Genomic DNA, 25,444 nt, shown 5'->3' on the forward strand with positions numbered 1-25,444 from the left:
ATAGCTTAACAAGTATCAAGATATATTGTATCCACTCGGGTTCATGCTCTGCCAACGCCATGTATCTTGACACATATCATTAATTGATAACTCAGCTTGCCACCCTAACAGTGTTTTCGCTTTATCGGCACTGGCATAGCAACTGGCGATATCCCCTGCACGACGACCTGTAAACTGATAGGGAATAGCTTGTCCAGATACATCAGAAAATGCAGATACCAATTCTAATACAGACGTACCTTTGCCAGTACCTAAGTTAATAGGTAAAAAGCCTACTGAGTTCTTTTTTGTCGTACCGCTTCCGTTTGATCTGGTTTGTTTATCTAGATAATTTAGTGCAGCCACGTGACCTTGCGCCAAATCAGTGACATGAATAAAGTCACGGACACCTGTTCCATCGACAGTAGGATAGTCGTTACCAAAGATACTGAGCTGTTTAAGTTTGCCGACGGCCACTTGAGAAATATAAGGCATCAAATTATTAGGAATATCATTGGGGTCTTCGCCAATCTGTCCTGATGTATGCGCGCCTACTGGATTAAAATACCTAAGAGCTATCATGTTCCAGCTGTCATCAGGCACAGCTAAATCTTCTAAGATATGTTCAACTGTCAGCTTGCTCTGACCATAAGGATTGGTACAAGAGCGCTTCGAGCTCTCATCGATGGGTAAGGATTCAGGATCACCATAGACAGTGGCAGATGATGAAAAAACTATATTTTTAATATTATACTCTGCCATAACTTCTAATAAGGTAATGGTACCGCTGACATTGTTATTGTAATACAGCAATGGCTTTGCTACTGACTCCCCAACTGCTTTTAAACCAGCGAAATGAATTACTCCAAAAAAATGATGCGCGGCAAATACTTGTTTGAGTGATTCAGCATCTCGTATATCACCTTCGATAAACTCAATAGGCTGTCCAATAAGCGTAGAGACACGGTTAATCGCTTCACGGCTACTATTAGATAGGTTATCGTATACCACAACTTCATAACCTGCTTCATGCAATGCTATACAAGTATGCGAACCGATATATCCAGCACCGCCAGTAACTAATATTTTATTTTTCATAACATCGATCCGTTACTTTATGAATTAGTTATTCGTCTTTGCTCATAAATGCAACTATACTGGGAACTATAATACATTACCAACATAAATACCTTAATAGTGTTTACTTACTTGCACTCTATCAACATAAGCCATTAACCATATTATGAAATTTAACGCCTACATTCAGCCACTTTTATCGGGCTATTATAAACATTACTGCCATTCGAAACAGCGTTTGGCGCTAGTTGTTGGTATGCAGCCATGGCGAGATATGGTCGGTGAGTGGGTACTAGAGTCAGAGCATATACAGATACAAAGACACTTTGATAAGCGTTATTTTCATCGATGGCTCAAACCCTTTATCAAGCGTGTAAGTCCTGTTATCTATATTTGGGGTTATAAGGCTCCTGATTACTTTATCGAGTATGTACGAGCGCAAAATTTAGACATTTTCTTCTTAGAAGATGGTTTTATTCGTTCAGGCCCTGATGACGATAGCAGTTCACCACCGCTGTCTATCGTGATGGATAGTCAAGCTCCTTACTTCGATACCACTCGCCCAAACGATCTGACTGACTTGATTGCTAACTTTGACTTTGAGCAGGATGGTTATGATGATGAGCTGGCTCAAGAGATGCTCGATTATTATGTGTCGCATAGAGTGAGCAAATACAATCACCAGTCATACGTGGATGTTATACCTATATACGGTATCAAGAGTAAAAAACGTATATTGGTATTAGGCCAAGTACCATATGATGATTCATTAAAATATGGTGGTGGCACTGGTATTACGCTACTTGATGTGGTCAATAAGGCCATTGAAGAAAACCCTGAAGCGCAAATCATTGTCAAACCGCACCCGATGACGCTGGATAATCCGTCTATCGTTAGTGTGCTTACTGAGCTAGATTGTCTGATTCTTACCCAGTCTATACATTTGGTTGATGCCTTAGAGACAATCGATCACGTCTATACGATTACGTCATTAGGTGGATTTGAAGCGTTATTGAGAGGAAAAAAGGTCACTATATTAGGGAAACCATTTTACAGAGATTACCGCGATAAAAATAATAGTATATATTTGACCGCTCAATTATTTTATATCTGCTATTATAATTACCACGTCATTATTCATTCTATATAATTTATATACAAATTGTCCACTAAACCTATCTTTAACCATTTTGAACTAAAACTACTATTCTGGTAATTTCATGCTTAAAACTTTAAAAACCACCAAACTTTATATTAAAGAAAATCAAGTTATAGTCGAGACTCAAAGCGAGAAAGAATTTCTAGTTGCTATTCTTCGTGAAGATCCTAAACTTTCAATTAGCTTTATTAAAAATGAAAATGGTCTTTTTACCCTTTCCGTCGAAAGATTGGGCTTAAGAAGCTGCCGACAAGGTACTTTTGATCTTTACTGGAAACATGAAGATCATTTAATTAGGGTCAAATTAGATGAAGTTGAAAGCTCAAAAGCAAGTATTAAAAATCTAGATGTTATTCCTTATACAACGCTAGGTAAAGCGGTCTCTTTATCATTCATACAGAAATCATACGATCAGCCTCTTTCAGTGACTATATTTTCTAGACAGATAAATTCCTCTGGCGGTAAAACATCTGCTATTTTTCAACTTTCTGACGTACTAACCAGAGCAGGGTTTGACGTTACTATATGCTCAATGTGGCTGGTACCCGATGGACCAATATTCAGATGTCCTGATGGTGTTAAACTTGATTATATTGATTCATATATGGAAAATTCTCAAGAATTTAAAAAATTCGATTTACCTCAAGGAAAGATTTCTGCTGAGAAAAGTACTTTATTAAAACTTCGTAAGTATTTAGCAAACCTTAAAAGCGACTTTGCTTATCTCCCGAATTACGATGGTGAAATATACAATTTTTTTAAAGACAATCTAGCTCCATCTGTATGCTATATATTGGGGGATCACAATCCTGTACGTTATGATCAAAGTTTAAAAGATGGAGAAATACCTAGAACTACTGAAAATGCTAAAAGTTTTATAGATGCAATAAAATCATGTGATGCTGTACATTTGGTCAACCCTATATTAGTTAATGTATTTAGTAAGAACACTTCAGCACAAATTATATCTATTCCTAATTCCATATCACAGAAACGTAAAGCCTCCTTTCTAGGAAAAAAGAAAGTTATAGCGGCTGGTAGAATGGATACAGTAAAAAAGCATGAAGAATTGATTGAAGCATTTAGAATTGCTTCTAATAGCGTTCCTGGTTGGAGTCTTGATATCTACGGTAGTGGAGGACCTGCTCACAGCAAAGTACTAAATTTAGCTAAGCAACTTCCTAATGTAAAAGTTATGGATCCAGTAAAAGATTTGGATGCACGAATGAGGGAAAGCGCGATTCATGCTACTGCCTCAATTAGTGAGTCATACGGGTTAACCATAGCTGAAGCAATGGATATCGGTATTCCTGTTATAGCACGCAAACATGCAGGCTCAACATTTTTACTTAGTGATAATCGTGGTGTGATTTGTGGTCCCACTGTTGAAGAGTTCGCGGCATCACTCGAAGATATGATGCGTACTATTGATGCTGACGACCCAGATGGAGAGATTCAGTTAATGATAGAAAATGCCGAAGAGTTTGTAAAATCAGTCTACCCAGAGGAAGTTCAAAAACTATGGCGTACCCATCTCAATCTTGCCTATGATCTTAAAAGATTGCTAACAGTTTAGCTATTATTTAGGGGCTGTAGTAGATAAGGATTAAATATCACACCATTTTCTCAGCGTTTTAAGCTGATTAGATGGTGACCCGTAGTTAAATCTAAACTCGCACTCTTTTAAAAATAAATGGAAGTTCTTCTTATCGATTCCATTATATTTTCTGAGTGTCCGTTTAGACTGATTCCAAAAGTTCTCAATACCATTGATGTGATTGTTTTTACCGCAAGTAAACTCTTTAGAGTGATTGACTCTGAAATGTTTAAAGTCATTCACATCCAGTGCATTGTAACTTCGATAGCTGTCAGTATAAACAAAGCTGTCAGGCTTGATTTTACGCTTGATAACGGGCATTAGCGTGGTTTGTTTGGTGTCTGCTACGACAATGGTATAAACCTTACCATTTCGTTTTAGGATTCCAAACACCGCTGTCTTACCAGCAGCACCTCGGCCTCTTTTGCCTTTACGTACACCGCCGAAGTAACTTTCATCTAATTCGACTTCACCGTCAAAGATGTCATCTGCTTCAAGAGATAAATAATACTCTATAACGAGTCTTATTTTATGGTAAAAAAGTGCAGCAGTTTTAGGCTGAATATTGAGTAAATCTGCGGCCGTTCTAGCGGTTACTTCAGCCGTAAAAAACTCTAACAGTCGTCGCTGTACTTTTTTGCTGAGTTTACAACGGGTTATCTTCATAAAAGTAGTCTAGCATAGTGCTTATCTACTACAGCCCCATTATTTAAACCTAATGCATATAATATTATAAATAGGGCTTAATTGATTTCTTTAAATTCCCAGAAAAATTAACTGATATATCATATGCATGGAATAGCTTTTTTGCTGCACTATATTTTTTCGATTGTATGCCATTGCTTAATATCGAATCAAGCTGACTTATTAAATCAGTTATATTATTAACGAATACATCAGGAAAAGTCTCATCAAATTCATATGCAAAACCACGTTCAACATCTCGATAATATTCAAAGTCCTTGGCAAAGCCTACAATAGGTCTATCTAGTAATAAATAATCAATCCATATACTAGAAAAATCTACAATCAATGCATCAACATACTGCAAGACTAAATTAGATTCAGTAAACTCATCTTGACCTAACCAAACTATATTATCTAACGTTTTGAACACCTTTGGCTCATACTTTAAATCATAAGGATGTGGCCGTACACCAAGTACTGCATTATTAGCAAACATGTACTCATTCAGACACTCCCATTCAGAATTAGAAATCTGCTCAAGATGTGATTTACAATTTTCTCTAAAGGTGGGTGCATACAATAATAACGTTTTATCAGCTTTAATCTGACTCAACGTTTGCTGTTGTATAGCCAAGAATGCATCTAAAGGATATGTTGACTTGAGCAGATCATACCTTGGTAGACCAGTAATCTCAATAATACTTTCATCAACCATAAATGACTTTGAAAGGTACTGTTTATCCCTCTGACTTGATGCTGTCATTAAATCGTATAGTGCAGCATTTTTTTCTATTAAAGTGAGCTTTTCAGGTGCAACATCAATCATTTGACTTTCAATATTCTTAAAAGCTACACCATGCCATAACCCAATAATAGCTCTTTTCCGGTGTTTAACAGAAATATGCGCATCTCTAGGCACATGAGAGAAAAACATTAATCCACTGGTAAAAATGTGGTAAAAACTATACCAAGAATTAGGTTTTAATACATTCATACCCTGTGCTTTGATCGCTACTTCTAGACTGGCTGGCATGACCCCATCTTTATATACATAAACTTTATGATGTTTTTCAGCCAAAAGCACATCAGCACATACACGCAAATTGCCTGAAAATTCTGTATTTTTCTTTACAACCAGAATGACTTTACGACTAAATTTTGGAAAAAAAGAATCATATTTGGCAAAAAAATTAGCTTTCTTCTCTCGGCTGCTTAATCTACGCATTAAATACTTTAATAACACTGCATTATTCCTTTAACCAATTCACTAAAGCCCTAGGTTTGTCGGTAATAATACCTGTTACCCCTAGACTCTTCATTCTATTCCAGTCAGATTTGGAGTTTGCTGTCCAAACGTAGGAATCGATACCCGAAGCATCGAGTATTTGAATATCATTCTTAGTAACCCAGTTTTTTTCAAATATAATCGCATTAATCCCCAATGATATAAAACTATCTAGCGGCAATAAGCAACGATGCATAATCAAACCAGTTTTTATATTTGGATCTTGTCGTCTAGACTCTATTATATAACGATAATCAAATGAAGTAATGCTAGCTATAGTTAGCAAACTATAATCATGAATCATTCTATGAATCGCTAAAATAGTATCAGCTATACTGAAGGTTAACTCTAGGCTTGGATCAGATTTAACCTCTATTTGAATTTTATGATTCGAGTTGCAGGTTTTATACAAATCAAAGACTTGCTTAAGCAAAGGAAATTTACTGACATTATTGCCATTTTCTTCAACACATGCATCTAATATCTGCTGATAGTCAAACTGGTGAAACCATTTATCATCTTGATTGAATTTTGCATACATATCATGAGCCACAAATAACTGTTTATCTTTGCTAATTACTACATCTAACTCTACCCCATCAAATTCAGGTTCAGTGAAGACTGAATTGAAACCCTGTAAAGTATTTTCATCATGGGCAGCTTTATTACCTCTATGACCAATTACTTGAATAGAATCCATAGTTAGACTACCTATTTTCATTACTAAGCTTTTATTATAAGCATTTTAAAAGCACACATACAGCCTAGAGAATACGCGTTATCGACTGTGCTTTGATGACTAATTATTAAGCTATCATAGTAAACTTAAAGCCAATATTAAGCCTCAGTTATCTTTTTTATTGATCTATAGCTAGTATGTTTTTATATAAAATATCAAGATTTTGATCGATATACTCTTTAGGACTAAAATCTACTACAGTAGTGGGATTCTTTGCAAAATTAACCATAGAATCACTCACGCTTTTTTCATTTAAGTCAGTGACTATACCACCATGAGGAGTAATTAAATCTCTAACTACTGGAATATTACTACCTATACATGGGATACTCAGAGTCATTGCCTCTAGGTAAACCAGACCTTGCCCTTCATATTCAGAAACTAGTATCAAACAATCGCTATGTGCAATAATGGGATATGGGTTATTAATATGACCATGGAATATAACGCGGTTTTCAATTCCTAACAAATGGCAGAGATTTTTAAGCTTTGACTCCGTTGGGCCAGAGCCAACAATAGATAGACTGGCATTGATACCTTCATCAACAACCTTCTTGAAAGCATGAAGCAATAACGTATGACCTTTTTCTGGAGATAACCTTGCTACACAAACAAATTTTATGACATCTTTTTCCATATTTAGCATAAAAGCTGTCGGTGACATTATAGATAAAGGCGCATCTGCTCCTTGTAGTATCTCTTCTACGGATAATAGATTTGGCAAGTAGTAAAATGTGTTATCTCTAGCATACTCACTTAGGTTTACTTTATTTAGTTCTAAAAGCTCTAATGAAACACTAACAAGCTTATCAAAATCTTTATATTTCTGAAAAACACCATGTAGTGAGCTATGTCCCCTAGCTGTATTTTGTGCTTCAGCAAGCATATCACTATGCTGAAACGTAATTTTATTTTTCGCAGAAATAGATGTAATACAACTAGTCCAATATACAGAATAACCGGTATAGTCAATTGCATGGTCAAATGTAAATTTACCAATCAACCTGCGCATCTCTCTATCAAAAGCAATGCTCACCTGATATTCTTCAGCACCGCTGACTTTCTTACCACTTGACAATTTTTGATAGGCATTCTTTTGTGTTTCACTAAAATTTTTTGGTGCAATAGTTAGTATTTTCTTTGCTTTATCATTTAAGTGATTAAGGTTAACTTGCTTTTCAAAATGAGTATCAACTAATTTCGCATTGATCAGTAAAAATATATTGAATTTTTCATAATCAATATTATTCAGTAAATTTGATAGAGATTTTGTAATACCGCTAGAGTTCAGTCCCCCAACTGATATTAAGACATTTCCTTTGTTTGAAAGATGGCTATAGGTATTTAACTCTCTAGAAAATATTTTTTCAATTACTCTTTCACTAGATTTTCCATCTTCAAATGGTAATAGGCTGTTTCGGATATTTTGATAACTTTCAAAACTTGATGGAATCTTAGCATCTTCTATACAGAGAGAAATCTCTTCCATATTTTTTGCTATGTTCACAGGCAGATCGTAAGGGCTCAAATATAAACCTCTATGCAACATATACTCTTCAATATCTGGGACATACAGAATAACTGGTCTATTAAGACATAAGAAATCTAAATAGATACTTGAATAGTCACTGATTACCAAATCACAAACAGATAATACTTCATTGATATCTACATTAGAAGGAACTTCTTTGATGTTTAGCTTTGATAAATTGCTGCCTAATGATTTCTTTGTTAAATGATGCAAGGAAACTAAAATCTCATATTCTTCACTGTATGTACTTTCTAAATAATCTATTAATTCAATTTGTATATCTATATCATTCGATACTTCACCGATCTTTCCTCTCCAAGTTGGAGCGTATAATATAACCTTACGACCTAAAGAAATATCCAGTTGACTTTTAATACGATCTATATCTGCATTTAACGTTAAATCTATACGAGGAGATCCTATTTCTTTGGTTGCACTTAATGATAAATAGGCACCATATGATTTTACGACCTTATCTGTAAAAAACTGACTAGATGATACAATTAAGTCAGATATATTGAAATTTCTTTGAGTATTGTAAACAGATTCTAGGTTTGGATTGGCATCATAACCCAATGTTTTCATAGGAATACCATGCCATGTACTTACAACATACTGTTCAGGTTTGGGACTGAAATATGGTGAAAAATTTGAATTTGATACTAATATCTCAGCTCTCATCAGAGCAGACGCATACTCTGCACTACCATATACTACAAAGCTAACTTTTTTATCTTCTATAATATCATTCGGTATATCGATACCTCTTTCCTTTACCCAAATAAAACTGTAGTCATCGAAAATTCTAGAAGCCTTCATAGCCCTGTAAATAGCATATGGATGGCAGCCGATTTTTCTCCCCCAAAAGCTATCAAAAAGAACTAAGTTTTTTTGAATATTACCTTGAGTATAATTTTCTAGATAATATCTGTAGCCATTAGCTACAGGTTTTTTTATAGCTTTCTCGAGGACCTTTTTGCTACTTTGAGTTTTTAAAGGTTTTTGAACATCACTCTTCTTTGTAGCTTCTTGATTTTTTAAAATATTAGCTATTTTCCTTAGCTGTATACTACGTTTTTCGTATGAATCTTTAAAAAATAATTTAGGGTTATTTTTTAACTTTAATAACTTGGACATAGCCTTACCTTTGGAAAAATATTATTTAAATGTATTAAAAAGTATATCTTATCAGCTTTATTTATTTGATAACATTTCTTTAATTTGCGTAGTAGAGATGTCAGGCGTTCTGGGCAAATATAAAACTTGACAGTATTCTCTAAGAAAATCAAACTCACCTTCCCAGTCATCACCAATCACAAAGATATCAATATTATGATTCTTTACATCATCAATTTTCTGTTCCCAGTTTGTTTCGGGAATAACATTATCTACATATCGAATAGCTCGTAAGATATGTATTCTTTCTTCATAAGTGTAAGCACACATCTTACCCTTGCCCAAATTAAATTGATCAGTCGAGACTGCTACTGTTAAGTGATCACCTAATGATCTAGAACGTTCTAAAAGCCGAATATGTCCATGATGTAACAAATCAAATGTACCATATGTTAAAACTTTGATCATATTAGTAATACCTTTTATTAGAATGAACATAGAGTATAGTCGGTTCAATATAATTTGGATACAAGGAAGCCGAGTAAAAGTACTACAAGTAGTAGACTGAGCGAGACTGACACCATACCCAATTTATAGAGAATTGACTATATATGAGTTCAATTTCAATACTAAATAGTTTTTTCAAACAAAAAAAACACCCCATTGTAGGGGTGCCTTCTCGATATTTCAATAGAGTTTTAGTAGTTAATAGGCTTTTGCCCGTTTTACCAACCAGTAACTTCTTTTAGCTTATCGCCAAGTTTAGATGGGTCACGTGTATACGCGATACCAGCATCTTCAAACGCTTTGAATTTCTCTTCAGCAGTACCTTGACCACCAGAGATGATAGCGCCAGCATGACCCATACGCTTGCCTTCCGGAGCAGTAACACCAGCGATATAACCAACAACTGGCTTAGTTACATGGTCTTTGATATAAGCAGCAGCTTCTTCTTCAGCAGTACCACCGATCTCACCGATTAGGATGATAGCTTCAGTCTGTGGATCAGCCTCGAATAGTTTCAGTGCGTCAATCTGGTTCATACCAGGGATAGGATCACCACCGATACCGATACACGTTGACTGACCAAAACCAAGCTTAGTAGTTTGAGCTACAGCTTCGTAAGTCAATGTACCAGAACGTGAGATGATGCCCACTTTACCTGGCTGATGGATATGGCCTGGCATGATACCGATTTTGCACTGACCTGGAGTGATAACGCCTGGGCAGTTAGGACCAACCAAACGTACGTCGCCAGCTTCTTCAAGATAGCGTTTTGCTTTTAGCATATCGATAGTAGGTACGCCTTCAGTGATCACAACGATCAACTTAACGCCAGCATCGATTGCTTCAACGATAGAATCTAGTACAAATGGTGCTGGTACATAGATTACTGATGCGTCAGCTTGAGTCGCTTCCATGGCTTCCGCCATGGTATTGAATACTGGTAGACCTAGGTGCGTTTGACCGCCTTTACCTGGAGTCACACCACCAACTACTTTTGTACCATATTCGATGGCTTGTTCAGAATGGAACGTACCATTTTTACCAGTAAAACCTTGTACCAATACTTTGGTATCTTTATCGATTAATACACTCATTATATTTTCCTTGTATTCGGTTGTCTTGTAACAGTGGTCTTCATAACTATCGTTATCAAATTTTGATAACCAATTTTTATTATAAAAACCGCTATTACGATTTGACTACTATGCCTAAGCGTTTATCTCTAAACACTTATGTTTAAAGACTTACGCTTTAACAGCATCGACAATTTTTTGAGCCGCGTCAGATAAACCTTGAGCTGAAATCAATTTCAGACCAGACTCTTCTAGGATTTGTGCGCCTAGCTCAGCGTTGTTACCTTCTAAACGAACAACAACTGGTACTTGTACGTCAACTTCTTTGATAGCAGCGATAATAGCTTCTGCAATCATGTCACAACGTACGATACCGCCGAAGATGTTGATTAGAACGCCTTCAACACTGCTGTCTTCTAGGATGATTTTGAACGCTTCAACAACGCGATCTTTAGTTGCGCCGCCGCCAACGTCCAAGAAGTTAGCAGGCTTGCCGCCATACAATTTGATGATGTCCATGGTCGCCATTGCAAGACCAGCACCGTTAACCATACAACCGATGTTACCTTCTAGAGCAACATAGTTTAGGTCAAATTCAGCAGCTTTAAGCTCACGCTCATTTTCTTGAGTCTTGTCTTGTAGCGCTGCGATTTTTGGCAGACGATATAGCGCGTTCGAATCGATACCGATTTTGCCATCAACACAAACAATTTCGCCATTTTCACGAACAGCTAATGGGTTGATTTCCATTAGAGCAAAGTCGTTTTCAACAAATGCTTTATAAGCGCCAGTCATCAATTTAACGAACTGGTTAATTTGCTTGCCTTCTAGACCAAGTTTGAACGCAACGTCACGCGCTTGGAAAGGCATTAAACCTACTAAAGGATCAACATTTACTTTGAAGATTTTTTCTGGAGTGCTGTGTGCTACTTCTTCGATATCTACGCCACCTTCGGTAGATGCCATGAAGGTTACACGACGAGTTGCACGATCAACGACTGCGCCAAGATATAGCTCAGTTTGTACTGGATACATATCTTCTGCAACCAATACAAAGTTTACTGGCTGACCATCAGCATCAGTTTGGAACGTTACTAGGTTAGTACCGATCAGCTCTTCAGCAACTTGTTTAGCTTCTTCACGAGTTTTAACTAGCTTTACACCACCAGCTTTACCGCGACCACCAGCATGTACTTGCGCTTTGATGACCGCAATGTCAGTTGGGGTTTTATCAAAAGCTGCAGCAGCTTCTTCGCCGTTATGAGCGATGATGCCTTCTTGAATTGGCAAACCGTAGCTTTTTAATAGCTCTTTTGCTTGATACTCATGTAAATTCATTGATTGTATCCTTTATTTTTTACAATTAATAAAAAGTGAAATCAAGTGCGCACATATACATATTAATCATACGTCTGACGCACTCATGATTGTGGCATCACCAAAATAGCGATACCCCAATCAGGTTGTAAATCGATAATAACTAAACGAGCAACTACTTATTTCTTACGTTTTTTGCGCTGGATAGCGTGAATAGCACGGCCATCTGCAGATAGAGCAGCTTCATGCACTGCTTCTGAAATAGTTGGATGAGCAAATGTCATCAACTGCAAATCTTCAATACTAGAAACAAATTCCATCGCGATCATACCTTGATGGACGATATCACCAGCACCAGCAGAGATAGCATGCATACCTAATAGACGATCTGTCTTCGCATCAGCAACTACTTTTACAGAACCTTGCGCTTCACTTTGCGCTAATGCACGACCGTTAGCAGCTAGGTTGAAAGAACCTGTTTTAACTTCATAGCCAGCTTCTTCGGCTTCTTGCTCAGTCAAACCTACCCATGCGATTTCTGGGTGAGTATAAATGACATTGATGATAGTGTCATAGTTAACTTGAGGTTTTTCGCCATGAATACGCTCAACAGCCATCATGCCCTCTTCCATTGCTTTATGCGCAAGCATAGGACCACGGACCAAATCACCGATAGCATAAACGCCATCAAGATTGGTTTTGCACTGGTCATTGACATCGATAAGGCCACGTTCAGTCAACGTGATGCCACTATCATCGCCAAGCAGTTTTTCAGAATAAGCGCGACGACCAACACAAACGATTAGCTTATCAAAGCTCTCCTCGCTCGATTCGCCTTTGCTTTCGCTAGTGACGACAACTTGGTCACCTTGTACTTCAGCATTGGTTACTTTGGTATCGACACGGATATCAAGACCTTGCTTCTTCAGCATTTTGCCAGCTTCTTTTGAGATGTCTTTGTCAGCAGCAGCTAAGAAGCTAGGAAGTGCTTCATATACGACTACTTCTGCACCTAGACGACGCCATACTGAACCAAGCTCAAGACCGATAACACCAGCACCAATAACGCCTAGACGCTTAGGTACTTCAGTGAAATCAAGTGCACCAGTTGAATCAACAATACGGTCGCCGTCAGTTTTGGCAACAGGAATCTCGATAGGCACAGAACCTGCCGCAAGAATAACATTCTTAGCAGTGATCGTCGTTTCGCTTTCGTCTTCTAGAGCAGTAAATTTGACTTTTTTGTCAGTGCCCGTGCCGTCAACTAAAGTACCCCATCCTTGTAGCCAATCAACGCCATTGCCTTTTAGCAACGCTGCAACACCGCCAGTCAACTGCTTAACAATACCTTCTTTACGCTCTATCATTTTTTCGATATTGATAGCAACGTCACCAGTACTGATACCGTGCTCGTCAAGGTCATGCCTAGTAGCTTCGTAACGATGTGAGCTGTCAAGTAGGGCTTTTGATGGGATACAACCAACGTTTAAGCAAGTACCACCAAGTGCTGGCTCGCCTTTATAAACGCGCTTTTCGATACAAGCAACACTCATACCGAGCTGGCCTGCACGAATAGCTGCTTCGTAACCACCAGGACCGCCGCCGATGACGACTAAATCATAATTGTCTTTCATAGTACGTTCCTATTTTTAATTGTATGTGTCATTTAAACTGGTTGTTATCTCGCTGATAGATCAGCATTATCTACACTGAACAGTTAATACACTATGTCAATGAGATAGATTCACTTATCAATAGCAAATCACCATTATTAAATTCATTTAAATACAGTTATCAGCGCATCAAGTAATCGCTGATTCATAAAAATCATTATCTATACCAAAGTTAAAAAGCTTGTATCAGCGGTTGCCAATACAAGCTTAAAAGCTTACAGGTCTAGTAGTAGCATTGCAGGGTCTTCGACCAATTCTTTGATAGTTACCAAGAACTGTACTGCTTCTTTACCATCGATCATACGATGGTCATAAGATAGTGCTAAGTACATCATTGGTAAGATTTCAACTTTACCATCGACTGCCATTGGGCGGTCATTGATAGCATGCATACCTAGGATAGCAGTTTGTGGTGGGTTCAGAATAGGTGTTGACATCAATGAACCAAATACACCACCGTTAGAGATAGTGAACGTACCGCCAGTCATGTCTTCTAGACCAAGCTTACCTTGCTGTGCTTTACCGCCAAACTCACGGATTGTGCTTTCAACGTCAGCCATACTCATGCGATCAGTATCACGTAATACTGGAACAACCAAGCCACGATCTGAAGATACTGCTACACCGATATCATAGAAACCATGATAAACAATGTCATCGCCATCTAGTGAAGCGTTTACTGCTGGGAAGCGTTTTAGCGCTTCTGTCGCTGCTTTTACGAATAACGACATAAAGCCTAAACGTACGCCATGACGTTTTTCAAACTTCTCTTTGTACTTAGCGCGCATGTCCATCAATGGCTTCATGTTCACTTCGTTAAACGTCGTCAACATCGCTGTATCTTGTGATGCTGATAGTAGACGCTCAGCAACACGCTTACGAAGACGAGTCATTGGAACACGTTTTTCAGTACGCTCGCCCATTGATTCAGCAACAGGACGGCCGCTATCAGACTTGATGCTGCTGTCTGATTTCAATGTTGGATTAGCCATATCAGTTTTGGTTACACGACCACCGCGGCCACTACCTTCAACTTCTTTAGGATCTACGCCTGACTCTTTTGCTGCTTTACGAACTGCTGGGCTTTGATCTTTATGATCAGCTTCGCCTTTCTTATCTGTTGCTTGAACAGGCTCGCCACCATCAGCAGCTTGTTTTGCTTGAACTGGCGCAGCTGGTTGGTCTGGATCTACTGCTGGCGCTTCTTCTGCGCTAGCACCAGCACTTGCACCGGCTTCAAACTGAGCGATAAGCTCATCAGACAATACAGTATCGTCAACTTGCTTTACGATTTTGGTCAATACACCATCATCAGGTGCCACAACTTCTAATACAACTTTATCAGTTTCAATTTCAGCCAATAGGTCATCACGATTAACTTGTTGACCTTCAGTGACATGCCACTCAACGATTGTGCCATCGGCAACCGATTCTGGAAAAACGGGGGCTTTGATGTCAGCCATCGATATACTCCTTAGATTTGGATATTCATACTTATTATTAAGTCGTGATAGGCAGTCAGTAATTTTCTAATAACTTTGCTTATATTTTATTAAAAAGCACTGACTGTCATCGCCTGATTCATTTATCTTCTATAATCTTTTGATTAGACAAGGTGTTACTGAGCTAATTCATCAACACTTATGCCAAGGCCACCAGCAATGAGTGCTTGCTGTTGTTGAGCATGCAGTTTCGGTGATCCTGTTGCAGGGGCTGCACTAGGAGGACGCGCTACTGGCTCCATGACTTTTGCTTTGGTTGGATGCGGTACGACAATACGGAACATATGCGGTGCTAAGTAGTACCAAGCGCCTTGGTTCAATGGCTCTTCTTGCGTCCATACGATTTCAGCTAGATTACTATATTTCTCAATTTCAGCGATTAAGCGAGTCTCTGGCAATGGATACAATTGCTCAATACGAACAATAGCCACATGATCAAGACCCAATGCGCGGCGCTGCTCTAACAGATCGTAATAAACCTTACCACCACACAGCACCATACGAGTCACTTTATCTGCGTTGTGATCGTCCATCTCTGGCAATACTGTCTCAAACTTACCATTAGCAAGCTCTTCTAGATTAGAAGTCGCTAGCTTATGACGTAATAAGCTCTTTGGTGACATAACAATCAATGGCTTACGGATAGGACGTACTGCCTGACGACGTAATGCATGATAAATTTGCGCAGGAGTCGTTGGGGTAATGACCTGCATATTGTCTTCAGCACATAACTGTAAGAAACGCTCTAGACGTGCAGATGAATGCTCAGGACCTTGACCTTCAAAGCCATGTGGTAACAACATCGTCAAACCACAAACACGTTGCCATTTGGTCTCACCGCTTGAGATAAACTGGTCAATCACAACCTGAGCACCGTTAACGAAATCACCAAACTGTGCTTCCCAAACGATCAATGCGTTCGGTACAGTGGTCGCGTAACCATATTCAAAAGCTAGTACCGCTTCTTCTGACAACAATGAGTTGTAAGTAGCAAAGCGTGCTTGGTTCTCACTTAAATGAGACAACGGTACATACATGCTACCATCATTGACATTGTATATTTCACTATGACGATGTGAGAAAGTACCACGGCCAACATCTTCACCAGTAATACGTACTAGTACGCCGTCGTTATCGACCAATGATGCATAAGCCAATGTCTCAGCCGCACCCCAGTTAAGAGGCTCTTCGCCCGTTTGCATCGCTAGACGCTGCTCAACAACTTTTTGAACTTGACGTTGTAGCTTATAACCTTCTGGCATTTCGGCCATACGGCGTCCATAACCTTTCAGCTTTTCGATATCAACACTGGTATCCCAGTCATCAACCAAGTCATGACCTAGATAAGGTTTCCAATCTACAAATAACTGTTCGTTAGGCTCTTGAACCAATGAGCTAACAACATAATCACCACGGTCTAACGACTCACGATAGTCATCTTCATACTGTTTCTCTTCTTCGGCATTCAAGATACCTTCTGCGATAAGCTTCTGCGCATACAAAGTACGAGTAGTTGGAAGTTTCTTGATAACAGCGTACATCAATGGCTGAGTTGCAGATGGCTCATCTGCCTCGTTATGGCCATTACGACGATAGCAGAACAAATCAATGATGATGTCTTTATCAAACTTATGACGATAATCTAATGCTAACTGAGCGGCAAATACGACTGCTTCAGGATCATCACCGTTTACATGTAGGATAGGAGCATGAACCATCTTGGCAACGTCAGTACAATATTCAGTTGAACGAACATCTTCTTGACGGCTAGTAGTAAAGCCAACTTGGTTATTGATCACGATATGCACAGTACCGCCAGTGGTATAAGCACGGGTTTGTGACATTTGGAAGGTTTCTTGAACCACACCTTGACCAGCAAAAGCGGCATCACCATGAATCACGATAGGTAATACTGAATTACCACCAGTATTGTCTAGTAGTGGCTGATCGTTACGGCGTACTTGACGGGCACGTACTGAGCCTTGTAGTACTGGCGCGACAATTTCAAGATGCGATGGGTTAAATGCTAAAGCCAAATGCGCTTCGCCACCTGGTGTCATCACATTAGATGAAAAACCATTGTGGTATTTAACGTCACCTGAGCCTTTTTCTGGCTGTACTTTACCATCAAACTCATCAAACAAGTCTGCAGGGTTTTTACCTAAGATGTTGACTAGTAGGTTTAGGCGGCCACGGTGAGCCATACCAATGACCATTTCTTTTGTGCCATAACCACCAGCACGTTGAATGATTTCATTGATAGCAGGAATGAAGCTCTCGCCCCCTTCCAAACCAAAACGCTTAACACCCGTATATTTACGAGCAAGGTATTTTTCTAAACCTTCAGCAGCGGTCAAGCGCTCAAGAATAGATAAACGTTTTTCTTTGTCGAATTTGATATAGCCTAGATTGGTCTCTAGGTATTCTTCCATCCAGCGTTTTTCGGTACTGGTGGTAACATGCATGTACTCGACACCGATATGGCCACAGTAAACACGTTCCATGATTTCGATGATTTCGCGCAATGTCGCTTCATCTTTACCAATGACTAAATCATTGGTTGGGAATACGGTATCGAGATCAGCTTCTGACAAATTATGATAAGCAAGCGTCAAATCTTCTACTTCTGCACGTGGATGCAAATCTAAAGGGTCAAGCTTAGCACGGCGATGACCGCGACGACGATATGCTGAGATTAGTTGCTGTACGCCCATCTGCTTAGGATCACAGTTGGCAGAGCTGCTAGAGTCGGTATCAGTACTGCTACTTTTATTTGCCGTTTGATTACGAGCAAGTAGTAAGAACTGATCTTTGATAGCGTTATGCTGAGCATCGTTCTGCGACTTATACTGTTCAAAGTACGTTTGCCAGTCAGTATCAACACTATCAGGGTCTGTTAGGTATTGCTCGTAGAGAGCTTCTATATAGTTGGCGTTATCGGCAGCCAGTTCGGTATGTACTTGGCCAGATTTTTCTTTGGTTATACTATTCATAATAATCGTCTATTTGATAGATAAATGAATGGAATCGTGCTTATTATTGTGTCAGTCGTTGTATGCTCAGGTAGTTAGACAATGTGTCATATCCTGTTAAATACTATTCGATAAAACACTTTTATCCCTAAGTATTGCCATCACCATAGAATATTGCTGTCATTGTCTACAAGAGCAAGTGATGCTAAATAGTGGTAACAAGTCTTATTGCAATACCCGTCTAAAAATAAAACTATTTGTGAACGCTCAGTTTTCTTATCTAGCTCGTTTCACAACATTAATTTATATATACTTCTTTGAGTCATAACCAATCCATTAATGATAAGCTATTAATAGATAATTATATTTTCAGCTAACCTATCAACTGGTTATTGATGCTGAATTACCCTAAATTTGCTGATAAATTCTGCCTTTTCAGACAGACATACATTGCTGTATAGATTATCATGCCCATTTTTTGCGACATAGTTTGTTTGTTCAATACTAGGTATTTATGTAATGAATATCTATCATCAATTATAAACGCATAATCATTGTGCGCATAGTATTTTAGCCTGATAATGTCATAATCTGTTCAAACGACACATATTAAGCGCCAAAAAAGACACTTTGAGCATCTCATTAAATACCAAATACAATTATACCAAAATTCGACTATGTCTATATTCGATTATATAGGGTGATTGTCTATATATTATTTCTTCTTACATACAACCAACGTATTGACCATACAGTTTTACTCTTAAATCATTTAATACCTATTTTTTAATAGGCTAAATTCATTATATTTTTAAATGACAAGTTAGCTATAAAAGTAGTAAACCTATATATCAGCTTTTTAACTAACAAAAACACCACCTAATGAATAGGTGGTGTTTTTCGTATAGTAACTATAAAGATCAATTACTTATGCTTAACCAGCTTGGTCAATCAACATATTACGTAGATGACCGATCGCTTTGGTTGGATTCAATCCTTTTGGACAAACTGATACACAGTTCATGATACCGCGGCAACGGAACAAGCTAAACGGATCGTCTAAGCGAGCTAAACGTGCTTGAGTATCACCGTCACGGCTATCAGCAACGAAGCGATAAGCATGCAGTAATGCTGATGGACCTAAGAACTTATCAGGGTTCCACCAGAAAGATGGGCAGCTGGTTGAACAACAAGCACATAGAATACATTCGTATAGACCGTTCAGTTTTTCACGCTGTTCAGGTGACTGTAAACGCTCTGTTGGCGGTGCTGGCTGATCATTGATTAAGTACGGATGTACTTTTTCATACTGCTCATAGAACTGGTTCATATCGACAACCAAGTCACGAACCACTGGCAAACCAGGTAGCGGACGAACCGTTACTTTTTCTGGTAGCGTGTTCATGTTGATTAGACATGCCAAACCGTTCTTACCATTGATGTTCATGCCGTCAGAGCCACAAATACCTTCGCGGCAAGAGCGACGGAAAGTAAGTGTTTCATCTTCTTTCTTTAGGCGTAATAGTACGTCAAGCAACATACGATCTGAATCAAGTAGCTCAATCGTATAAGTTTGCATGCGTGGCGCTGCGTCCAGATCAGGATCGTAGCGATAGATTTCGATGGTGCGAGTACCTCGGCTCATAATGCTAAACTCCACACGTAGGTGATGGCGGGCATACAAAGATTGCAACATATTTGCGCTAGCTATTAATCAGTACTGATAACCAATATCGGATACCAATTAATAGCGTCGTAGCGCTGGCATGAGCATGTAGCTGGCGGTCACCTTTTTAATAAATTAATAAGGGATAAAACGTTAACACTGCTGTTATCTATCAACTATATATAAAGTATGCAGTCTAGAATTAGTAGACGCGAACTTTTGGTTCGATATAATCAACGGTTAATGGCACTTTACGTACTGGCTTATAAATGATGCGATTGCCTTCAGAGTACCATAAAGTATGCTTCATCCAATCGTGGTCATTACGACCGTTAGGTGCGTAATCATCATCTTCTGGACGATCATAGTCAGATACACTGTGCGCGCCGCGGCTTTCATGACGCTTCGCTGCAGATATCATTGTCGCTTTGGCTACTTCATACAAGTTAGCAACTTCGAATGCTTCAATACGTGCTGTGTTGAACACTTGTGATTTATCGCCAAGATGGATCTTGTCGATTTTTTCACCTAGCGCTAGAATCTTCTCAACGCCTTCGTCCATCATCGCTTGCGTACGGAATACACTAGCGTGTTTTTGCATCGTAGCACGAATCTCATCAGCTACGTCTTGAGCGTTGTAGCCTTCAGTAGACTGTTGTAATTTGTCTAAACGCTTCACTGTAAAATCAAGGACGCGTGGATCAAGTGGCTTATAGTTATGATCTGCATGATGGAACTCATCAACGATGTGCTTACCAGCTGCACGGCCAAATACCAATAGATCTAGTAGAGAGTTCGTACCTAGACGGTTGGCACCATGTACACTTACACAAGCACACTCACCGATTGCATAAAGACCTTTAACCACATTGCCTTTAGCATATAGGCCGTCTTCATCCGTACCTGCTTCTAGATCCGGTACAATCACTTGACCATGAATAGTGGTTGGAATACCGCCCATCATGTAGTGAATGGTTGGGATTACTGGAATTGGCTCTTTAGTAATGTCAACATTGGCGAAGTTTTTACCAATCTCAAATACTGATGGTAGACGCTTCATGATGGTTTCAACACCTAGATGCGTCATATCCATTACGATATGGTCAGCATTAGGGCCACAACCACGGCCTTCTTTGATTTCTTGGTCCATTGAGCGCGATACGAGATCACGTGGTGCCAAGTCTTTCACGGTTGGTGCATAACGCTCCATGAATGCTTCGCCATCTTTGTTACGCAAGATAGCACCTTCACCGCGGCAACCTTCAGTCAATAGTACACCTGCACCATGGACACCAGTTGGGTGGAACTGCCAGAACTCCATATCTTGTAATGGAATACCAGCACGTACTGCCATGCCAATACCGTCACCAGTATTGATATAAGCATTGGTAGAAGCTGCGAAGATACGACCAGCACCACCTGTCGCTAGGACAGTAATTGGTGACTGGAATACTGCAATCGTACCAGTCTCTTGCTCAAGTGCGACGACACCGTTGATGTTACCAGCTTCGTCTTTGATCAAATCAAGGGCGATCCACTCGATAAAGAACTCAGTGCCCTGCTCTAGGTTTTTCTGATATAGCGTATGTAATAGTGCATGACCTGTACGGTCAGCAGCGGCACAAGCACGTTGTACTGCTTTTTCGCCATAGTTAGACGTATGACCACCGAACGGACGCTGATAGATCGTACCGTCTTCGTTACGGTCAAACGGCATGCCCATGTGCTCAAGCTCATAAACTACTTTTGGCGCTTCACGGCACATATACTCGATAGCGTCTTGGTCACCTAACCAATCTGAACCTTTAACGGTATCATAGAAGTGAAAGTGCCAGTTGTCATTGCTCATGTTGCCCAAACTTGCACCGATACCACCCTGAGCGGCAACTGTGTGCGAACGCGTTGGGAATACTTTGGTAAGGACTGCAACCTTCATGCCTGCTTCCGCTAAATGCAATGAAGCACGCATACCTGAGCCGCCGCCACCAACGATAACTGCATCGTAGTTTAAGGTCTTGATATTACTAATGGTATTGTCTTGTCTAGTTGCCATTACGGTTTTCCTAATGCCTGTTAATGCGTAAAAGTAAATCAAAGACTTTTTAAGACATCTCTATTACAGCTATAAAGGCTTACTATTTGGCCATTTCTACGCTTATAAAATAAAGAGTCTCAATAATCATTAACCACTTAATTTGCATATCTATCGTTATACTGAACTAAGCCTACTCAACTATAATCAGATTAGCTGATCAGTAATGCCAGTCCAATGCTATGACTATTATTGGCTATCAACGGATGACGCTAAAATACTTTGCCAACTAATGTAGCAGTTGAATGCATCCGTCGTTATATATAGATATCAGAGCTTTTTATGAGATGGTTAAACGGCAGCTATACCGAAACCGTTACCCCAAAAAATCATGATGCCCCAAAATAGAAATACTAAAATAGCGATAATCATCAATGACTGTAGTACTAAACGTAAACCTGCTGCGCTTGAGCCCAGTTTGCCTGTTGTAATATAGTCAGTAAATACTGTCCACATCCCAACCCAAGCATGTCCAGCTAGTGCAAGTACTGCAACCAAGCTGAATAGACGCATCGGTAGGCTGGTCATAAATGATGACCATTCAACGAAAGTGACATCGCCATGGGTCAAAAAGAAGCCCAGCAACACCACACTATAAACGGCTAACACAACAGCACTAATACGCTGAATAATCCAATCACGTGAGCCTGAACCTGTCAGACCAGTAGCACTTTTGATTCCTGAATCATTTTTTATCATTAGAACATCACCCATACAAATGACGCGACAACTAAAATCGCTGCAATCACAAAACTGACCATAGAGGCAGTGCGGCCAGATTTTAGCTCTTCGTTCATGCCCATATCAGCAAATAAATGTTTGATACCCATTACAAAATGATATGCAATGGCGGCAACAAATATCCATGCCAAAAAGCGCACAAGTACATTGTCAAATATGGTCGCAAAACTCTCAGGCGATGCCAATGAGTTCTGTAGTATCCATAACATGACAGGAATCAATAAAAATAAAATAATGCCAGAGATACGATGCAAGATAGAGGCGATCGCGATCGGTGAGCGATTAACGCTAATCACTTGGCTTAAAGGCAGATCAATAGGTCGGTTGCTTTTCACAGCGGGCATCCTTTTGCGGTTATACTCCTGTATCTGCTATCAACGCCTGACATAAATAGTGCCAATTGAGCATTGAGCAACACACGAGACGAATAAAGTAAGGAAGAGCTAGCTGACTTCGTTTAGTTTGCGCTAAATATGAAGAAAGGATCATGTATATAAAGGTATTGATAGACTGTTCAATGTCGCTTGTCGAATCGACAGGCCTATCAAACAACCTATCTATTATACAACAAAGAAAATAAACATGAGTAACATCGACTAACCAGTCTATTTTAGAGGTCGTATGAATAGTAAGACAACGTTACTATGTCTTCTATATCAGAGCAGACCTTATATTAGGCACTTGAAATCTTGTGCTAAACAAATAAAAAATATTGGTTAAGAAGAAAGTTCAAACCATAGAATGCGGTTTGGTCTATCGTAACACCAGACAATCGTAAATAAGCATGAATAGAAAACGCTCTGAACGACACTATAACATGGTCATTTATTAATTCGCGCAAAGCTAGTGCCAGTTAATTCCTACAATTATAAAATGCCTGAGCAATAATTACAAATTTATCCATTCAGTAAGAATATATACATATTTAATCAATAAATGAATGAATAAGGATAATACTGGTTTTAACAGTATTTATTATGACAAACTTTAATCCGCTTACTAGGTACAGTCTGCCAGTTTTTAGTGTCATTATTTATGAGTTTTGTCTCTAAAATATATTTAGAAATCCAAAATATTGGCTCGATAATGCTGCTATAAACTTGCTCAAAAACAGAGGAATTTTAAGCAAAATAACCTGACAGACATATTTTGATACAAAAATTACAGCGAATAACTACCGCCACACCGCGCCAATTGGACACATGGTCCATAAAAGTTTTTTCAAATCATCAAGAATTACTGCTAATATACCCTGCGTACTAAATGAGTTGAATGCACTTTTACCGTTCAACCGACAATGACGCGAGGGTATGCGTCTGTAGTAATTTATTCTAACAAGTCAAACCAATGGAGAGCAATTTATGGCTGATACTAATGCCAAACTAACCGTGAATGGTGAAGAATACGAACTTCCTATTATTAAAGGTACTTTAGGGCGCCCAGTTATCGATATTGCTGCTTTACAAGAATCAGGATTTTGGTCTTATGACCCTGGTTTTAAAGTAACTGCTCCTGTTGAATCAAAGATTACTTATATTGATGGTGGCAAAGGCGAGTTATTACACCGCGGCTATCCTATCGACGAGCTAGCGAACAATGCTGAATACCTAGAAGTTGCTTATGCACTTTTACATGGTGACCTACCTACTGCTGATCAAAAAGCAGAATTTTTTGAAAAAATCCGCGAGCATACTCCTGTTCATGATCAATTGCGTAAGTTCTTTGAAGGCTTCCGCCGTGACGCGCATCCAATGGCTATCATGGTTGGTGTCGTTGGTGCTTTATCAGCGTTCTACCATGAAGACCTAGATGTGAGCAATGAAGAACATCGCGAAATCACAGCTATTCGTTTGATTGCTAAGATGCCTACGCTTGCTGCGATGAGTTATAAATACTCACAAGGCGAACCGTTCATGTATCCGCGTAATGACTTTAACTACGCAGAAAACTTCTTATACATGATGTTTGCAACGCCTGCTGACGTAGACTACGAGAAAAACGACGTTATCACTCGCGCAATGGACAAAATCTTTACCTTGCACGCTGACCATGAGCAAAACGCTTCTACGTCAACGGTACGTTTAGCTGGTTCTACTGGTGCAAACCCTTATGCATGTATCGCTGCTGGTATCGCAGCCCTTTGGGGACCATCACATGGCGGCGCAAACGAAGCTGTTCTTGAGATGCTAGACGAAATCGGTACTGTTGAGAACGTGCCTGAGTTCATGGAAAAAGTGAAGAGCCGTGAAGTGAAGCTAATGGGCTTTGGTCACCGTGTTTACAAAAACTTCGATCCACGCGCTCAAGTAATGAAAGAGACTTGTGATGAAGTACTAGAAGCACTAGGTATCAACGATCCTAAGCTTGAATTGGCAATGGCACTAGAGAAAATTGCGTTAGAAGATCCGTTCTTCATCGAGCGTAACCTATATCCAAACGTTGATTTCTACTCTGGTATCATTTTGAAAGCCATTGGTATCCCAACGTCAATGTTTACCGTAATCTTTGCATTGGCTCGTACTTCAGGTTGGATCAGCCATTGGTTAGAAATGCACAGTGCACCGTTCAAAATCGGTCGTCCACGTCAGTTATACACTGGTGAAACGCGCCGTGATTTTGTAAAAGTTGAAGATCGCAAGTAAGCAAAAATAATCGTTATCCAATAAAAAATCCCGCCATCGTGCGGGATTTTTTATTGTCTTAACTCTCGTTATTTGATATTGATTGTTTT

18 protein-coding genes are annotated in these 25,444 nt (G+C 39.2%); 3 read left to right on the plus strand and 15 right to left on the minus strand.

What is annotated here, in order from left to right; translation table 11 throughout:
- Window positions 1-15 precede the first annotated feature (15 nt).
- Entirely contained in the window at window positions 16-1,077 is a 1,062-nt protein-coding gene (galE, locus tag ACTXGF_RS26555; RefSeq protein ID WP_443533187.1) for a UDP-glucose 4-epimerase GalE, read from the minus strand.
- Between the two features lie 145 nt (window positions 1,078-1,222).
- Between galE and ACTXGF_RS26560 the strand changes: the two genes are divergently transcribed.
- Complete coding sequence (locus ACTXGF_RS26560) at window positions 1,223-2,206, plus strand: capsular polysaccharide export protein, LipB/KpsS family (protein ID WP_443533185.1); 984 nt, start codon at window positions 1,223-1,225, stop codon at window positions 2,204-2,206.
- A gap of 70 nt (window positions 2,207-2,276) precedes the next feature.
- On the plus strand, window positions 2,277-3,791 hold the full coding sequence (locus ACTXGF_RS26565) for a glycosyltransferase (protein WP_443533184.1): 1,515 nt from the start codon (window positions 2,277-2,279) through the stop codon (window positions 3,789-3,791).
- A gap of 30 nt (window positions 3,792-3,821) precedes the next feature.
- Here ACTXGF_RS26565 and ACTXGF_RS26570 read toward each other — a convergent pair whose 3' ends face one another.
- The 14 genes from ACTXGF_RS26570 to sdhC all read right to left on the minus strand — a co-directional run bounded on the left by ACTXGF_RS26570 (window position 3,822) and on the right by sdhC (window position 23,057).
- The gene (locus ACTXGF_RS26570) at window positions 3,822-4,478 is read right to left on the minus strand and encodes an IS1595 family transposase (protein ID WP_443533182.1); all 657 of its coding nucleotides are present in this window, start codon (window positions 4,476-4,478) and stop codon (window positions 3,822-3,824) included.
- Window positions 4,479-4,542: 64 nt separating this feature from the next.
- Entirely contained in the window at window positions 4,543-5,742 is a 1,200-nt protein-coding gene (locus tag ACTXGF_RS26575; RefSeq protein ID WP_443533181.1) for a CDP-glycerol glycerophosphotransferase family protein, read from the minus strand.
- 4 nt (window positions 5,743-5,746) lie between these two features.
- Window positions 5,747-6,484 (minus strand): glycerophosphodiester phosphodiesterase, encoded by a 738-nt coding sequence (locus ACTXGF_RS26580; RefSeq protein WP_443533179.1) that lies wholly within the window; start codon window positions 6,482-6,484, stop codon window positions 5,747-5,749.
- Between the two features lie 157 nt (window positions 6,485-6,641).
- Complete coding sequence (locus ACTXGF_RS26585) at window positions 6,642-9,191, minus strand: CDP-glycerol glycerophosphotransferase family protein (RefSeq protein ID WP_443533178.1); 2,550 nt, start codon at window positions 9,189-9,191, stop codon at window positions 6,642-6,644.
- A 57-nt stretch (window positions 9,192-9,248) separates the two neighbouring features.
- Window positions 9,249-9,638: a glycerol-3-phosphate cytidylyltransferase gene (gene tagD, locus ACTXGF_RS26590; RefSeq protein WP_443533176.1), complete on the minus strand. Its 390-nt coding sequence runs from the start codon at window positions 9,636-9,638 to the stop codon at window positions 9,249-9,251.
- Between the two features lie 257 nt (window positions 9,639-9,895).
- Complete coding sequence (sucD, locus tag ACTXGF_RS26595; RefSeq protein ID WP_101204626.1) at window positions 9,896-10,771, minus strand: succinate--CoA ligase subunit alpha; 876 nt, start codon at window positions 10,769-10,771, stop codon at window positions 9,896-9,898.
- 150 nt (window positions 10,772-10,921) lie between these two features.
- Entirely contained in the window at window positions 10,922-12,088 is a 1,167-nt protein-coding gene (sucC, locus tag ACTXGF_RS26600) for an ADP-forming succinate--CoA ligase subunit beta (RefSeq protein WP_057757869.1), read from the minus strand.
- Window positions 12,089-12,246: 158 nt separating this feature from the next.
- A complete protein-coding gene (gene lpdA / locus ACTXGF_RS26605; protein ID WP_443533173.1) occupies window positions 12,247-13,701 on the minus strand; it encodes a dihydrolipoyl dehydrogenase in 1,455 nt (484 codons plus the stop codon).
- A gap of 254 nt (window positions 13,702-13,955) precedes the next feature.
- On the minus strand, window positions 13,956-15,203 hold the full coding sequence (odhB, locus tag ACTXGF_RS26610; RefSeq protein WP_101204629.1) for a 2-oxoglutarate dehydrogenase complex dihydrolipoyllysine-residue succinyltransferase: 1,248 nt from the start codon (window positions 15,201-15,203) through the stop codon (window positions 13,956-13,958).
- Between the two features lie 155 nt (window positions 15,204-15,358).
- Entirely contained in the window at window positions 15,359-18,235 is a 2,877-nt protein-coding gene (locus ACTXGF_RS26615) for a 2-oxoglutarate dehydrogenase E1 component (protein WP_347162659.1), read from the minus strand.
- Window positions 18,236-19,148: 913 nt separating this feature from the next.
- On the minus strand, window positions 19,149-19,859 hold the full coding sequence (locus ACTXGF_RS26620) for a succinate dehydrogenase iron-sulfur subunit (RefSeq protein ID WP_055123743.1): 711 nt from the start codon (window positions 19,857-19,859) through the stop codon (window positions 19,149-19,151).
- Window positions 19,860-20,082: 223 nt separating this feature from the next.
- The gene (gene sdhA / locus ACTXGF_RS26625; protein WP_057757857.1) at window positions 20,083-21,933 is read right to left on the minus strand and encodes a succinate dehydrogenase flavoprotein subunit; all 1,851 of its coding nucleotides are present in this window, start codon (window positions 21,931-21,933) and stop codon (window positions 20,083-20,085) included.
- Between the two features lie 330 nt (window positions 21,934-22,263).
- A complete protein-coding gene (gene sdhD, locus ACTXGF_RS26630; protein ID WP_057762261.1) occupies window positions 22,264-22,668 on the minus strand; it encodes a succinate dehydrogenase, hydrophobic membrane anchor protein in 405 nt (134 codons plus the stop codon).
- Window positions 22,669-22,670: 2 nt separating this feature from the next.
- Window positions 22,671-23,057: a succinate dehydrogenase, cytochrome b556 subunit gene (sdhC, locus tag ACTXGF_RS26635; protein WP_443533171.1), complete on the minus strand. Its 387-nt coding sequence runs from the start codon at window positions 23,055-23,057 to the stop codon at window positions 22,671-22,673.
- 1,017 nt (window positions 23,058-24,074) lie between these two features.
- On the opposite strand from sdhC, the gene gltA reads away from it, so the two are divergent.
- On the plus strand, window positions 24,075-25,355 hold the full coding sequence (gene gltA, locus ACTXGF_RS26640; RefSeq protein ID WP_414559568.1) for a citrate synthase: 1,281 nt from the start codon (window positions 24,075-24,077) through the stop codon (window positions 25,353-25,355).
- Window positions 25,356-25,444: the final 89 nt, after the last annotated feature.

The sequence above is a fragment of the Psychrobacter sp. 1Y6 genome, from assembly GCF_052258385.2.
Classification (GTDB): domain Bacteria; phylum Pseudomonadota; class Gammaproteobacteria; order Pseudomonadales; family Moraxellaceae; genus Psychrobacter.

Coding starts and splice junctions, on each gene's coding strand:
- ACTXGF_RS26615 (WP_347162659.1), bottom strand. CDS start 18,235: ATGAATAGTATAACCAAAGAAAAATCTGGCCAAGTACATACCGAACTG.
- odhB (WP_101204629.1), bottom strand. CDS start 15,203: ATGGCTGACATCAAAGCCCCCGTTTTTCCAGAATCGGTTGCCGATGGC.
- ACTXGF_RS26570 (WP_443533182.1), bottom strand. CDS start 4,478: ATGAAGATAACCCGTTGTAAACTCAGCAAAAAAGTACAGCGACGACTG.
- tagD (WP_443533176.1), bottom strand. CDS start 9,638: ATGATCAAAGTTTTAACATATGGTACATTTGATTTGTTACATCATGGA.
- ACTXGF_RS26565 (WP_443533184.1), top strand. CDS start 2,277: ATGCTTAAAACTTTAAAAACCACCAAACTTTATATTAAAGAAAATCAA.
- gltA (WP_414559568.1), top strand. CDS start 24,075: ATGGCTGATACTAATGCCAAACTAACCGTGAATGGTGAAGAATACGAA.
- ACTXGF_RS26620 (WP_055123743.1), bottom strand. CDS start 19,859: ATGAGCCGAGGTACTCGCACCATCGAAATCTATCGCTACGATCCTGAT.
- sucC (WP_057757869.1), bottom strand. CDS start 12,088: ATGAATTTACATGAGTATCAAGCAAAAGAGCTATTAAAAAGCTACGGT.
- ACTXGF_RS26585 (WP_443533178.1), bottom strand. CDS start 9,191: ATGTCCAAGTTATTAAAGTTAAAAAATAACCCTAAATTATTTTTTAAA.
- ACTXGF_RS26580 (WP_443533179.1), bottom strand. CDS start 6,484: ATGGATTCTATTCAAGTAATTGGTCATAGAGGTAATAAAGCTGCCCAT.
- sdhC (WP_443533171.1), bottom strand. CDS start 23,057: ATGCCCGCTGTGAAAAGCAACCGACCTATTGATCTGCCTTTAAGCCAA.
- galE (WP_443533187.1), bottom strand. CDS start 1,077: ATGAAAAATAAAATATTAGTTACTGGCGGTGCTGGATATATCGGTTCG.
- sdhA (WP_057757857.1), bottom strand. CDS start 21,933: ATGGCAACTAGACAAGACAATACCATTAGTAATATCAAGACCTTAAAC.
- ACTXGF_RS26560 (WP_443533185.1), top strand. CDS start 1,223: ATGAAATTTAACGCCTACATTCAGCCACTTTTATCGGGCTATTATAAA.
- sucD (WP_101204626.1), bottom strand. CDS start 10,771: ATGAGTGTATTAATCGATAAAGATACCAAAGTATTGGTACAAGGTTTT.
- lpdA (WP_443533173.1), bottom strand. CDS start 13,701: ATGAAAGACAATTATGATTTAGTCGTCATCGGCGGCGGTCCTGGTGGT.